11 protein-coding genes are annotated in these 12,795 nt (G+C 61.6%); 4 read left to right on the top strand and 7 right to left on the bottom strand.

Annotation, left to right across the window (positions count from 1 at the left end):
- Positions 1-93: 93 nt before the first annotated feature.
- The 4 genes from ABEA33_RS12915 (at position 94) to ABEA33_RS12925 (ending at position 5,126) form a co-directional block, all read left to right on the top strand.
- On the top strand, positions 94-1,833 hold the full coding sequence (locus ABEA33_RS12915; RefSeq protein ID WP_345527191.1) for a DUF4012 domain-containing protein: 1,740 nt from the start codon (positions 94-96) through the stop codon (positions 1,831-1,833).
- A 149-nt stretch (positions 1,834-1,982) separates the two neighbouring features.
- Positions 1,983-3,362, top strand: coding sequence for a tyrosine-protein kinase domain-containing protein (locus ABEA33_RS12920; protein WP_345527192.1), 1,380 nt, complete (start codon positions 1,983-1,985; stop codon positions 3,360-3,362).
- Between the two features lie 37 nt (positions 3,363-3,399).
- Positions 3,400-4,623 (top strand): polysaccharide pyruvyl transferase family protein, encoded by a 1,224-nt coding sequence (locus ABEA33_RS27470; RefSeq protein ID WP_425577420.1) that lies wholly within the window; start codon positions 3,400-3,402, stop codon positions 4,621-4,623.
- Positions 4,620-5,126 carry a serine O-acetyltransferase gene (locus tag ABEA33_RS12925; RefSeq protein WP_345527193.1) on the top strand — a complete coding sequence of 169 codons (507 nt, stop codon included), beginning with the start codon at positions 4,620-4,622 and terminating at the stop codon, positions 5,124-5,126. The genes ABEA33_RS27470 and ABEA33_RS12925 overlap by 4 nt, the downstream gene beginning before the upstream one ends.
- A 75-nt stretch (positions 5,127-5,201) precedes the next feature.
- On the opposite strand, the gene ABEA33_RS12930 is transcribed toward ABEA33_RS12925, so the two are convergent.
- The 7 genes from ABEA33_RS12930 to cysD form a co-directional block, all read right to left on the bottom strand.
- Positions 5,202-5,702, bottom strand: a complete 501-nt coding sequence (locus ABEA33_RS12930; protein WP_345527194.1) for an acyltransferase — start codon at positions 5,700-5,702, stop codon at positions 5,202-5,204.
- A 215-nt stretch (positions 5,703-5,917) separates the two neighbouring features.
- A complete protein-coding gene (locus tag ABEA33_RS12935) occupies positions 5,918-7,054 on the bottom strand; it encodes a glycosyltransferase (RefSeq protein WP_345527195.1) in 1,137 nt (378 codons plus the stop codon).
- Positions 7,047-8,357 (bottom strand): hypothetical protein, encoded by a 1,311-nt coding sequence (locus ABEA33_RS12940; RefSeq protein ID WP_345527196.1) that lies wholly within the window; start codon positions 8,355-8,357, stop codon positions 7,047-7,049. The genes ABEA33_RS12935 and ABEA33_RS12940 overlap by 8 nt, the downstream gene beginning before the upstream one ends.
- Positions 8,354-9,571, bottom strand: a complete 1,218-nt coding sequence (locus tag ABEA33_RS12945) for an oligosaccharide flippase family protein (RefSeq protein ID WP_345527197.1) — start codon at positions 9,569-9,571, stop codon at positions 8,354-8,356. Before ABEA33_RS12945 ends, ABEA33_RS12940 begins: the two co-directional genes overlap by 4 nt.
- The gene (locus tag ABEA33_RS12950) at positions 9,571-10,407 is read right to left on the bottom strand and encodes a glycosyltransferase (RefSeq protein WP_345527198.1); all 837 of its coding nucleotides are present in this window, start codon (positions 10,405-10,407) and stop codon (positions 9,571-9,573) included. Before ABEA33_RS12950 ends, ABEA33_RS12945 begins: the two co-directional genes overlap by 1 nt.
- Positions 10,408-10,467: 60 nt before the next feature.
- Positions 10,468-11,742 (bottom strand): sulfate adenylyltransferase subunit CysN, encoded by a 1,275-nt coding sequence (cysN, locus tag ABEA33_RS12955; protein WP_345527199.1) that lies wholly within the window; start codon positions 11,740-11,742, stop codon positions 10,468-10,470.
- The gene (cysD, locus tag ABEA33_RS12960) at positions 11,742-12,656 is read right to left on the bottom strand and encodes a sulfate adenylyltransferase subunit CysD (protein ID WP_345527200.1); all 915 of its coding nucleotides are present in this window, start codon (positions 12,654-12,656) and stop codon (positions 11,742-11,744) included. Before cysD ends, cysN begins: the two co-directional genes overlap by 1 nt.
- Positions 12,657-12,795 lie beyond the last annotated feature (139 nt).

Below are 12,795 nucleotides of genomic sequence, written 5' to 3' on the forward strand. Positions count from 1 at the left end.
AGTGTCGGCCAGGCCGACGCTCCCTTCGTCAGTTTCGGCTTCCGTTGACGAGGCTGCGGCGAGTACATGCCGCGGGCTAGGTAGGTTCTCCGCATGCACAAACGCAAGGTTTGGGTGGCGATCGTACTCGGCGCGGCGCTCTTGGTGGCAGCGTGGGTGGGTTGGACGGCCTTCCGGGTCAACCAAGACCTCACCGCTTCCGTAGGCGACGCAACGACGCTGAGGAGCGCACTGGAATCTGGGAACGACGCAACGGTCGATGCGGCGCTTGCCGACCTCAAGCAGCACAGCGGCGACGCCGCTGACCGCACCGGCGGTATCACCTGGAAGGTACTTCAGCATCTACCGCTGTTGGGTGACGATGCCCGGGGGGTCGCAGTCGTGAGCAGTGTTATCGACGATCTCAGCGGGGATGGCATCGCTCCTCTCGTGGAGGTTTCCGACAATCTGGAGTCGATCGTGCCGAGCAACGGCCGTATCGATCCTGATGCTGTGGCCGCGCTGCTGCCACCCGCCGCGGCAGCCCATGCGGCGTTCGCCGACGCCGACGTCCGGTTGTCCGCTGAGGATCCCAGTGGCTACGTCGAAAGGCTCAAGAGCAAGTACCGAGAGTTGGCCGCGCAAGTCGACGACGGCGCCAGGGCATTGGGTAGTGCCGAGACCGCGGTCCGCGTTCTTCCCACTATGCTCGGGTCCGACAGGCCGCAGACCTACATCCTGGTCTTTCAGAACAATGCGGAGATCCGCGCTACAGGTGGCCTTCCGGGGGCAGTCTCCCTGGTTCGATCGGATGACGGCAAGCTGCTGATGGGCCGCCAGGTGGCAGCCAGTAGCTTCGGCTTCACCAAGAAGCCTGTTCTTCCACTCACTCCTGCCGAACGAGAGATCTACGGCGACATCGTCGGGACCTTCTTCCTAGACGCCAACCTCCAACCCGACTTTCCCCGCGCGGCCGATCTCTGGAAGGCGCGCTGGGAGCAAGTCCAACCCGAGAGCATTGACGGAGTGCTGTCGATCGACCCTGTCGCGATCTCGTACGTGCTCGGGGCAATCGGATCGATCAGTGCTGACGGTGTGACGCTGACGGAGGAGAACGCGGTCGACCAACTGCTGCACGAGGTGTACATCCGTTACCCGGATCCAGATGACCAAGACGCCTTCTTCCGAGTGGTTGCACGCGCAATGTTCGACAAGATCGCTGGTGGCGGCGAGTCGCCACGAAACCTGATGGCGGCTCTAGCGAAGGGCGCAGATGAACACAGGATCTACGTCCACGACTTCGACGAGGCTGTCCAAAACGAGTTGGCAGGGTCGAGGGTCGCCGGTGAGTTGCTCACGAACGCCGACACCGAGCCGCAAGTCGGCGTCTACTTCGCAGACGGGACAGGCGCAAAGATGTCCTACTACCTGCGCTATGACGTCGACCTCCGCGCAACCTACTGCTCAGGGGATGTGCAGGCGCTAACGGGGCACCTTCGGCTGTCCTCTGAAGCGCCTCTCGATGCTGCTACCTCGTTGTCCGACTACATCACGGGCGGGGGGACCTACGGCGTGAAACGTGGCGACCAGCTCGTCTTCATCCGCTTGTACGGCCCTGTGAACGGAACCATCTCCGCCGTGACGTTGGACGGGGACCCGATTACCGGCTTCCCAGCCGTCGACGCCGAGGGACGCAAGGTGTTCACCGCGGTCGTGCAATTGAAGCCCCAGCAGAAGAGTGACCTAACATGGCGCATGAAGACTGGCCCGGGCCAGGTTGGCGACACAGTCCTATCGGTGACTCCCAGCGTCGCAGAGAACAATTCATCATCCGTGGTCGCGAGTTCGTGCTGATGGCCGAACTTGTGCGAAGCGTCGGACCCTGGCGATCGGTCAGCTCCTTGGTCCGGGGAAGCGACTTGCTCCAAGGCGAGCGCGAGTGCCGCCCACCTAGTTCGGTTGCGTTGCGCCGTACGACCGCCGGTGTGAAGGGAAATTGAGCATTGGAACTCCGCGACTATCTCCGTATTCTGCGACGGCGATGGCTGTTGGTCACGGCATCTACGTTAGTAGTGCTCTCTGCGACCGCCGCCTACACGTTCGTGGTGACACCGCAGTACACCTCGACCGCGCGACTCTTCGTTTCGACGCCGCAGAACAGTGATTCGAATGATGTCTATCAAGGCGGACTCTTTTCGGCCCAACGGGTCACGTCGTACGCCGACTTCGTTACGGGACGGGAACTAGCTACGTCCGTCGTCAAGAGCTTGGATCTCGATCTCTCTCCGTCCGAACTGACCGCTAAAGTCAGCGCGGAGGTTGTGCCCGACACGGTCAACCTCAACATCTCGGTCACGGACCCGAGCGCCGCACGCGCGCAGGCACTGACGCAAGCGTACGCGGAGGGCCTCGTGGACTTGGTTCGTGAGCTCGAAACACCGCCGGGGACACGAGATGCACCGATCAAGGTGACAATCGTTGACTCCGCGTCGTTGCCGACGGCGCCGTCCTACCCGAAGCCCGTTCGGAACCTCGCGCTGGGGCTGGTGCTGGGCGTCATCGCGGGACTCGGCCTTGCGCTGTTGAGGGAACTCTTGGATAACACGGTCAAGAGCCCAACCGACGTCGCAATCGCGACCGAATCGCCATTGTTGGGCACGATCGCGTTTGACAGCGGCGCGCGTTCCAAGCCGTTGATCAGCTCATTGGACAGCCACGCGCCGCGGATTGAAGCCTTTCGCGTCCTCCGTACGAATATGCAGTTTGTCGAGGTCGATCAGCAGAACAAAGTATTTGTCGTTACCTCAGCTGTCCCGGCTGAAGGCAAGACCAGCACCTCCGTAAACCTAGCACTGACGATGGCGCAAGCGGGCAACCGCACTTTGCTCCTCGAGGCGGACTTGCGTCGGCCTAAGGCAACGGCGATGTTTGGGATGGATCACGCCATCGGCGTCACAACCGTCCTATTGGGGCGGTTGACTTCAGGCGATGCTATTCAGCACGATGAGGTGAGCGGGTTGGACGTGCTAGCTAGTGGGGCCGTTCCTCCTAATCCCTCAGAGCTGCTGCAGTCGAACGCGATGAAGGAATTGATCGCCGAGTTGAGGTCCGTGTATGACGTCGTCATTGTCGATGCGCCACCGCTTCTCCCAGTGACTGATGCAGCGCTACTCGCCGCGCAGTCCGACGGAGCGCTGGTGGTAGTCCGATACGGCAAGACGACCAAAGACCAGCTCGCACAGGCGATCAAGAGGCTGGACCAGGTCGACGTACGACCTGTCGGCGTCGTCATGAACATGGTGCCAAGCAAGAGGCTCAGCGGCTACGGCTACGGCTACGGCTACGGCTATGGGTACAGCTATGCGCCCGAGACGAACGAATGAAGGCCCACGTCGGGGTGCGTTGGAACGGAGGGGCATGATGGGCCAGGACCGGGTAGTGCTTGTCAATGCCTGGCACGATCTAAATGCGGGCGACTCTGCGATCGCCGATGTCTCCGTGTCTCTTGCCAAGCAGCGATGGCCGAACAGCGCAATCGTCGTTCACACGATGCTCGGGGATTCGGACCCCGACTACCCTGGATGGAACCGACACCTACAACGTAGTCATCCGGACGTTGAGTTTCTGCCGGCCTTGTACCCGGAGCCCCAGAACGCAGGTTCAACGCTGGTGCGCCGTGCGAACCTGGCCCGCCGCAGCTTGGAGAGTCTCCCGCTCCTGTGGGGTAGAGGTCGGGGTCGTGCCGACCGGCACCTGGCTGGCTGTCTGGCTCTGGTTGTTATCGGCGGAAGCGACCTCTTTGCAGTGCGCAGTCCTCGTGTTCTACCCGACCTGAGACTCGCCCGGCTTCTTCAGCCGGCTCTTCAGGCCGCGGCACTCGGCGTGCCGGTCCATATCTGGGGGCACACTCTCGGGCCGTTTGAGACCCCTCGGTCTCGTCTGCTCATGGCCAAGGCTCTCGATGTGGCGACGGAGGTGGTTGTTCGCGAGTCGAGATCCCGCGACCTGGCTACCGAACTCTTGCCGGCGTCCGATCCGGTGGAACTGCCCGACTTGGCATTCGCTCTGACTGGCACAGTAGCCGCAGGCAGCACGACAGCGCGTGTGATCTTTGTGCCCCGTGCGCAGATCCACGCTGGAGCAGAGGCAGCGAACCAGCGACTGGTTCGCACGTTCGCTGAGTTCGGGCGCGAACTAGTCCAATCCGGTCGGTGTGCCGAGGTGCTCGTCACACCCCAGGTTGGCGGACCCGGCGAGCGCGAGCAGGACTCGCGCATCTGCGAGGACATCGTGCACGCGGCGAGTGACTCGAGAGTCGTCATGGGCCCAGAAGGGCTTGGTCCGAGAGACCTTCGCAATCTGTACGCCGGATCGAACGCAGTAGTCGCCGTCCGTCTCCACGGCGCAATACTTGCCATGAGCGCAGGGGTGCCGTCGTTCGCGGTCTCTTACTTCACAGCGAAGACGGCCGGAGTGATGGAAAGCGTTGGAGCTCCCACCTCTTGGTGCGAATGGGACGACTTCACTGTCGCACGCGCCCTGGACTGGTACGACAACGACCGACCCCGGACAACGGGGCCTCTTCAGGGCCGGGTCGATTCGCACCGTCATCGCATTTTGGACGAACTCGGGAGGCCAAGGTGAGCGATCTTGGATGGCGTACTCGCTTGACCGATGATCGTCGCAAGAACGCCGGTGACCGAAAAGCCGAGCTGATCGTGCTCATGTTCAGACTGACCTCGGCGGCGGCGCAAGGCCCACGTGCCACGAAGCTCTTGGGTTGGCCGTTACGAGTGGCGTACAGAGTCATCGTGGACTGGATTCTTGGCGTCGAAATTCCGCCCGGCACGAACATCGGTGGAGGGCTTCGGCTACACCACGCACATGGCATCGTCATTCACGGTGCAACGATCATCGGCAGAGATGTCGAGATTCACCAAGGAGTCACGCTGGGAGCGCGCCGTACCGGTTCGGACTGTCCGACGATCGGGTCGAGGGTGAAGATCGGCACAGGCGCGATCATCATCGGAGCTGTGACGATCGGTGACGACGCGAAGATAGGCGCGGGAGCGGTGGTCATCTCTGACGTCCCAGCGCGCGGAATTGCTGTAGGGAATCCCGCACGGGTTATCCCTCCCGCCGACTAGCCACGACTCTGAACAGCGCCTTTCAAAACAAGGGTGCTCGACTAAAACGGACTCCTTGCCCGAGGTGCTGAACAACTACGGGCGGTCCGCAGTTCGCTCAGAGGCAATTTGGCGTGCGGGAACGCCAGCGATCCTGGAGCCATCCGGGAAGGACCGGGTCACGACGGCTCCCGCTCCTACGGTGCACTGATCGCCGAGAGTAACGCCGTCGAGAATCGTCACCCTGTGACCCAGCCAGCAGCCGCGCCCCAATTTGATGCCGGCACGAGTGACCTCGATCCCCTGATCCGTACTGGTGGGATGGGACGCATGGTTTTCCGAAATCAGTGTCACGCCGGACCCGATCTGGCAGTCGTCGCCGATATCGATCGGCCCGCCGACGCCGATGATGGCTGCTGGACCGATGTACACATCAGAACCTATAACGAGTTGATCGCCCGGATTGCTCGGGGAAGACGAGCATTGGATCCATCCGTTTTCTCTAATGGTCACGCGCTCGCCGAACCGCACGCCGTTCCGCGAGAAGGCATTGACTCGAACGTTGTCGCCGAGGAACACGCCGCGGCCAGCAGACACTTGACCGGCGTAGAAGATTCGGACTCTGCGACCCACGAACACCGGCCGCGCGAAACCTCTGAGTCGAAGGGACCAGACTGCTCCGCGCAACATAGGTCCCGCACCCATTCGCCAAGCCCAGCCAGCTTGCTCGAACACATCGACGTTGTCGTCGGCAGCTCGTGGACGGACTCGTCGGATGAGACCCCGAATCAGGCTCTCCGCAATGCCAGAAATCACGCTTCCGACCTCCCCTTCCTCGCGACGGCGTCTTGATACGCCATGTCGATCACCGCGACCGTCGACTCCCAGGTTGCAGCGTAGTTGGCGCGTGGTCGCGGTCCGGTCGTGCGCGCCTTTGCCGTGAGCAGGCCCTCCGTCACATCAAAGGAGTCCAGCACTTCGACTGACTCCGGAAGCCATTCCGCGCTATGTCCGGCCGGTGTGGCGACCACCGCGCATCCGCACAAAGATGCCTCAAGGTCGACGAGGCTTTGGACCTCGGCCCAGGACAGATTCAGAACAACCCTATGGCTACCGAAGATGTTGAGCACCTCAGCATGGGGTCGTGGGCCATCCCAATGTACGAAGTTCGACGACGACGCCAGTCGCCGGAATTCATCAGCATAGACCGGGTCGCTGCCCACGCCACCGACCACCCGGATAGGAATACCTGCACGATGTGCCTGCTGCGCAACTTCGAGTATTCGCTTTCTAGGTTCGACTCGTCCGACGATCAAGATCACTGGTTCTCGATCCTCCCAGTCCATCAGTTCGACCTGCGCTGGGAGTTCCACTGCGTTCGGAGTGAGTGCCGCATTCGTACCGGACCACCCGGTGTCGCGCATCAACGCTCTGCGCTCTCCGTCCGCCAACACAAAGACCCGGTCGCATCGTGCTAGGACGCTCCCGGCCGACCGCCATGGACGCCACAATAGGCGAGCCGAGCCGAGCATTGCGCCGAGACGGGAACGCGTCGGCATCGGCGGACGAAGAATCGATCTGACCATGAAAGCGAGATATTCTCGAACCGTTTCAGGAAACCTCCGATCGACAATGCGACGTAATCCGCGAGACGGTACCGACTCCCTCATTTGTCGAACAAGTGCGGAGTCGTGATGAATGGGGGAGGCGACCAATATGCACTGCCTGGCCCGGTGCGCGGCATACAGAAAGTCGAATATTCGGTCGATGTTGACCAGATGGACGATCGCCGATCGAGGAAATGACATCGTTACTGCGAATGGGACGATGTGGCATACGTACCCCAGCTTCTCCAGCCGACGACAGTACGTCGCGACCTGTATAGAGTCGCCGCCTTCCTTCACCGCCTCGTCGGAGCGCATGACGAAGAAGACCTCTTGATTAGCCATCGACTTCCCCTCCGGCCTGTAAGTTGGATGCGCGCTGGCTTGCTGCCAGTACCACTAGTAGTAGTACGGCGACCCGCATCGCGAACGGTAGATCGATAACGAGGCTGCCAACGAGGGTCGCAAGCAGCGCTGATCGACCTGCTACGTCCGATCGCCTAAAGAGCGACACGTAGAGAACGCACCACAGAAGGAGGCCGACAATACCGGTCTCGACGAAGATGCGAAGCAGTGCGCCGTCGACAGAAGGACCCGGAAACGATGGACCCAAGCCGAGCAGATAAGCGCCCTCGGCAGATAACGCAAACAGCAGGAGATTCCAGCGATAGAACCGGATGAGACTGCTGTTGTCCGCTGAGGGGCCTTCTTGAATGCTGGAGATGCTGCCGTACGCGATCTGAAAGTACTGCATGGACGAATGCGGGGTTGGCACGACGCTCGCGATCTCCCGCGAATCGTGCCAGGTCGATAATATTGACGTACTCGTCAGCCTGTCGGAAAGAGGCGAAGTGATCGATCCCATGACTGGCGACGCAATGAGCGCCACAACCAAGGCCATACTCCCGAGTGTGACGCCCACCGTTCCAGGGCGGACTGTCGTCGTGCTCCGCCGCCTGAGCAGAAGTGCCCCGACTAGGAAAGTTGCGCCCACCAGGTAGGCAACGAGCGAGATCCGCGACGCTGAAAGCAGAATGCCTAGGAGTCCGACCGCGAATATCGCGAGGTTTCCTCGACCGAGGGCATACAGACCGCCAATCACGCAGATCGCTCCGAGCTCGTATGGTCCGGCTGTTAGCCCCGCTCCTCGCTCGACGCTGAACTTTGAAAAGCCAAAGCTCACTCCTCCCAGTACCTGTGCTGAGGCTGCAGCTACCTGCACGAGCACCACCACGTAGACGAGCCGTCGCAACCTAGATTCCGAGACGGTCAGTCGCCCCTTGGCGGGCACAAGTGTGGCGTACACCACCCAATACTCAAGAGGACGCAGCGCGTACAGCAAGCCGACCGGAGCCTCAACTCGACCGGCGCCACTAGCAAACCCGAGGCTCATGACCGAAGCCGCGGCAATCAGAAGCATCAGCAGGTTGACGCGGTCCTTGGCCAACTCAGGTAGACGCGGCAGCAGTCGCGCCGCCAAGCCGGCAAGGATGACGTCCTCAAGTCGGACGGACGAGCCGCCCAAGGAGACGAGATCAACTCGTACACCGAGAAGAAGCCAAGCGATCGACAGCAGTGAGATCCATTGCGTCTGCGCGGAAACCGGATCGTCGAACGGAGGCCGCGAAGTGACCTGTGCTGTCGTCATACGACGCTCGTTTCGGGAACCTTCGCCTCAATGTTGCTCCATGCGCTCCTCAGCCCAGCGCTGGTGCAAGCAACCGCGAGGACTTGGACCGCAAGGTATGTCGCGGCGTAGAGGACTACCCGGTCCGGGGCAACCTGAGCGACTGCCAAGCAGCAGACCAGTGCGATAGCGACATTAGCCAGCGACAAGATCGTCGCCCCTCGGCCGCTTACGGCTGCCAGACCGATCAGCAGCCACCTGTTTACCCCGTACGCTAAGCCGGCGATCGCGAGCATCGGCAGGATGTGCGCCGCCTCATGAAAGTCGCTGGGGAACAGCAGCAGGACTGCAATTATGCCCGCCACCGAGATCAGCAAGGTTAGTGCTGCAGTCTCAACTATAGGTCGCACAGTAGCGGCAGCCCTCCGATGAAGCAACGCTCCAACCGCGGCGCCTTCAGTAGCGTTGGAGACTACAAGAGCCAGCGTGAAACCAATTTTTCCGACCGCGTACACGCCGAGGATCTGCGGTGTTGAGACTGCACCGAGGATAATGACGTCAATGTTGAGAACAATGGTTGGAGCTACATTCGTAACGGAGAGCTTCCAACAATCCCGCAGGAGCCCATCTGCAAAGTTCGCACCGTGACTTCCGATATAGTCCACTAGCCGAAAGGTCATGGCAAGCATGATTCGCGCGGCTTCCACCGCGATACAAACTGCAATTGCTGCGTGAAGGGAGTATTGACCAGAGGCAAGGAGGATGCTGGAAACACCAACGTCTACCAAGCTGGGCACTCCAACCAACATGACGATGCGTTTCTGCAATTGTCGAAGCTGGGCGTCTACTAGCTCAAACTGTAGAATGGTGTAGAGCGGCGCAATCGCCACACAGATTACGATTGCAATCATGACGCTGCGTGGGTAGTCGTACCCAAGAGCGACGCAAACCGCTCCGACAGGGAAAGCTACGCAGAGACTTGATGTGACCAAGCCACCGTAAGGGACTGAGAATCGGCTATCGCCACTCAGGTGATGCTTGTAGGCGGCTGGTCGTGCGCCGAGGATGGATACGTTGATAATCACCAGAAGAGCTGCTTGGAAGTATGCCAAGGCGCCTCGCCCGTCGACGTCCAGTGCTGAAGCTCTTGCCGGTGCTAGGACAAATGGAAGCGCGTTCGAGCCTAGTATGACCAAGCCCGACAACGACGTTTTGTTGAGCCTTATCCGCACCATCAGGCACTTTCTGTGCAGTCAAGGTTGGCGTGGGCGCAGTCGGCGGTTTCGACTTGGAGCCAAGACCGCATGTAGCTTGGATAGATTCGATGAAGTGCGCTCGGCAGTAACAGATATGGCCGAAGGCGATAAAATGTTCGAGCGGCACGGATTTCGCGTTGCCACGGTTTCCACTGGAGTTTTTTAGTTTCGCGGGCCCATTGATGCACGACGGGAGTGCATCCACAGATGGTGGTTGGCACACCTGACCTCCACGCTCGCAGGGAGATCTCGGCGTCTTCGTAGTAGAGAAAAAAGCGCTCGTTCCAGCCACCCAGTGAACGGACGGTCGATGTTGCGCCGAAGACGGCCGCTCCCATAGCCCACGACGCGGAAACCGCCTTTCCGGGTGGCGCGAACAGCAGATAGTTCGACCGATTTCCGAACAGTCGGTTAGCGAACTTTGCCCAAATTGTCGGATAGCCCCGGCCGGCTGGCTGGGTGCTTCCATCCGGGTATGTCAACTGCGGCGCAGCAAGGCCGGGGTGCTGTTCCAAGTGACGCGCCATGTTGGCAACATGATCTTCATTGATCGTGATGTCGGGATTGACAAAACCTACGTACTTCGAATCGCAACGTGACAGCCCTATATTGTTGGCGCGAGAGAAGCCAACATTCTCGGATAGCGAGATGACCTCCGCGCCTAGATCGCGGGCCACCTGAGCGGAGTCATCGATGGAAGCATTGTCGACGACAATCCACCGCACCGAACTGGACACAGTCTGCCAACAGCTTCGAAGCGTTGCAGCGCTGTTATACGTCACCGTAATTAGCGTGACTTCGTGGGCCTTATCCATTCGCACCTCCGCACCGAACTTCCTACGGGCTCAGCGTAGAGGCCATCAATGGCGGGCAGGTTACGAAGCCGAGTTGATCATGCCGGCGCCCACTGTGACGCCGGTCGCCTCGTCGATGAGGATGAAGGACCCGGTGGTGCGGTTCTTCGAGTACGGGTCGCACAGCAGCGGCACCGTGGTGCGCAGCTGGACGCGGCCGATCTCGTTGACGCCGAGCTCCTTGGTCTCCTGGTCACGGTGCAAGGTGTTGACGTCCAAGCGGTACTGGATGTCCTTGACCAGGGCTCGCGCCGAGCGGGTGGTGTGCTTGATGGCGAGCTTCTGCCTTGGACGCAGCGGCTCGTTGGTCATCCAGCAGACCATCGCGTCGATGTCCTGCGACGGCTTCGGGGCGTTGTTGACTCGGGCGATCAGGTCGCCGCGAGAGACGTCCACGTCGTCCTCGAGCCGGACCGTCACCGACATCGGCGGGAACGCCTCGGTGATCTCCTGGTCGAAGAGGTCGATACCCGCGATCTTCGAGGTCATGCCGGACGGAAGCACGACGACCTCGTCGCCAGGCTTCAGCACGCCGCCGGCGACCATGCCGCCGTAGCCGCGGTAGTCGTGGTGCTCGTCTGACTTCGGGCGTACGACGTACTGCACCGGGAAGCGGACGTCGACCAGGTCGCGGTCGGAGGCCACGTGGACGTGCTCGAGGTGGTGCATGAGCGTGGGGCCGGAGTACCACGACATGTTCTCGGAGCGGTTGACCACGTTGTCGCCCGCGAGCGCCGAGATCGGGATGACCTCCAGGTCCGGGATGTTGAGCTTCGTCGCGAACGCGGTGAACTCGGCGTGGATCCGCTCGTAGACCTCCTGGGAGAAGTCGACGAGGTCCATCTTGTTGACCGCGAGCACGAGGTGCGGGACCCGCAGTAGGGAGAGGATCACCGCGTGGCGGCGCGACTGCTCGGTGAGGCCCTGGCGGGCGTCCACCAGCACGAGGCCGAGGTCGGCCGTGGAGGCGCCGGTGACCATGTTGCGTGTGTACTGCACGTGCCCCGGGGTGTCGGCGATGATGAACTTGCGGGCCGGGGTCGCGAAGTAGCGGTAGGCGACATCGATCGTGATGCCCTGCTCCCGCTCCGAGCGCAGGCCGTCGGTCAGCAGTGCGAGATCGGTGTAGTCGTAGCCCTTGGACTGCGAGGTGGCCTCGACCGCCTCGAGCTGGTCCTCGAAGATCGACTTGGAGTCGAGCAGCAGGCGACCGATGAGGGTCGACTTGCCGTCGTCGACGGAGCCGGCGGTGGCGAAACGGAGCAGGTCCATCTGCTCGCTCTTGACGGTGGCCATCAGAAGTAGCCTTCCTTCTTCCGGTCTTCCATGGCGGCTTCGGAGAACCGGTCGTCGCCACGAGTGGCGCCGCGCTCGGTCACGCGGGCCACGGCGACCTCGTCGATGATCTCGTCAATGGTGCTGGCGGTGGACTCCACGCAGCCGGTGAGCGTCAGGTCGCCGACGGTCCGGAACCGGATCGTGCGCTCCTCGACGGTCTCGCCGGAGCGCAGAGGGTTGTGCTCGCTCTCGCTCAGCAGCATGCCGTCGCGCTCGAACACGCGACGCTGGTGAGAGAAGTAGATGGTCGGGATCTCGATGCCCTCGCGGCCGATGTAGTCCCAGATGTCCAGCTCGGTCCAGTTGGAGATCGGGAAGATCCGCATGTGCTCGCCCTCGTGCAGGCGCCCGTTGTAGAGGCTCCACAGCTCGGGGCGCTGCATCTTCGGGTCCCACTGACCGAACTCGTCACGGTGCGAGTAGACCCGCTCCTTGGCGCGGGCCTTCTCCTCGTCGCGGCGCCCACCACCGAAGGCGGCGGTGAAGCCGTTCTCCTCGATCGCGTGGAGCAGCGTGCCGATCTGGAGCCGGTTGCGGCTGGTCTTGCCGTCATCGACGACCACACCGTTCTTGATCGCCTCCTCGACGCTCGCCACGATCAGGCGTACGCCGAGCCGGTTGACCCAGTTGTCGCGCGTGGCGAGCACCTCGGGGAAGTCGTAGCCGGTGTCGACCTGCAGCACCGGGAACGGGATCTTCGCGGGGTAGAACGCCTTCTCGGCAAGGCGCATCATCACGATCGAGTCCTTGCCCCCGGAGAACATCAGGACGGGCTTCTCGAACTCGGCGGCGACCTCACGGAAGATGTGGATCGACTCCGCCTCCAGCTGGTCGAGCTGACTCAGCCGGTAGTCGGTGTGCGTTTGGGTCATGACGGGGGGAAAACCTCTCCTCGGGACAAGCAGCCCACATCGTAGCGATCGGCGCCCGTCCGGGACGAAGCGCCGAGCAAGTCGAGTGACGCGCTTCACTTTAGCCGCCGCAGGGCGATCCCGGTGGCCGTCTCACCTC

The sequence above is a fragment of the Nocardioides endophyticus genome (genome assembly GCF_039543845.1).
Lineage (GTDB): Bacteria > Actinomycetota > Actinomycetes > Propionibacteriales > Nocardioidaceae > Nocardioides > Nocardioides endophyticus.

Excerpts from the sequence above, each read along its gene's own strand:
- cysD (WP_345527200.1), bottom strand. The coding sequence starts at position 12,656 with ATGACCCAAACGCACACCGACTACCGGCTGAGTCAGCTCGACCAGCTG.
- ABEA33_RS12935 (WP_345527195.1), bottom strand. The coding sequence starts at position 7,054 with ATGGCTAATCAAGAGGTCTTCTTCGTCATGCGCTCCGACGAGGCGGTG.
- ABEA33_RS12915 (WP_345527191.1), top strand. The coding sequence starts at position 94 with ATGCACAAACGCAAGGTTTGGGTGGCGATCGTACTCGGCGCGGCGCTC.
- cysN (WP_345527199.1), bottom strand. The coding sequence starts at position 11,742 with ATGGCCACCGTCAAGAGCGAGCAGATGGACCTGCTCCGTTTCGCCACC.
- ABEA33_RS12940 (WP_345527196.1), bottom strand. The coding sequence starts at position 8,357 with ATGACGACAGCACAGGTCACTTCGCGGCCTCCGTTCGACGATCCGGTT.
- ABEA33_RS12950 (WP_345527198.1), bottom strand. The coding sequence starts at position 10,407 with ATGGATAAGGCCCACGAAGTCACGCTAATTACGGTGACGTATAACAGC.
- ABEA33_RS12945 (WP_345527197.1), bottom strand. The coding sequence starts at position 9,571 with ATGGTGCGGATAAGGCTCAACAAAACGTCGTTGTCGGGCTTGGTCATA.
- ABEA33_RS27470 (WP_425577420.1), top strand. The coding sequence starts at position 3,400 with ATGGGCCAGGACCGGGTAGTGCTTGTCAATGCCTGGCACGATCTAAAT.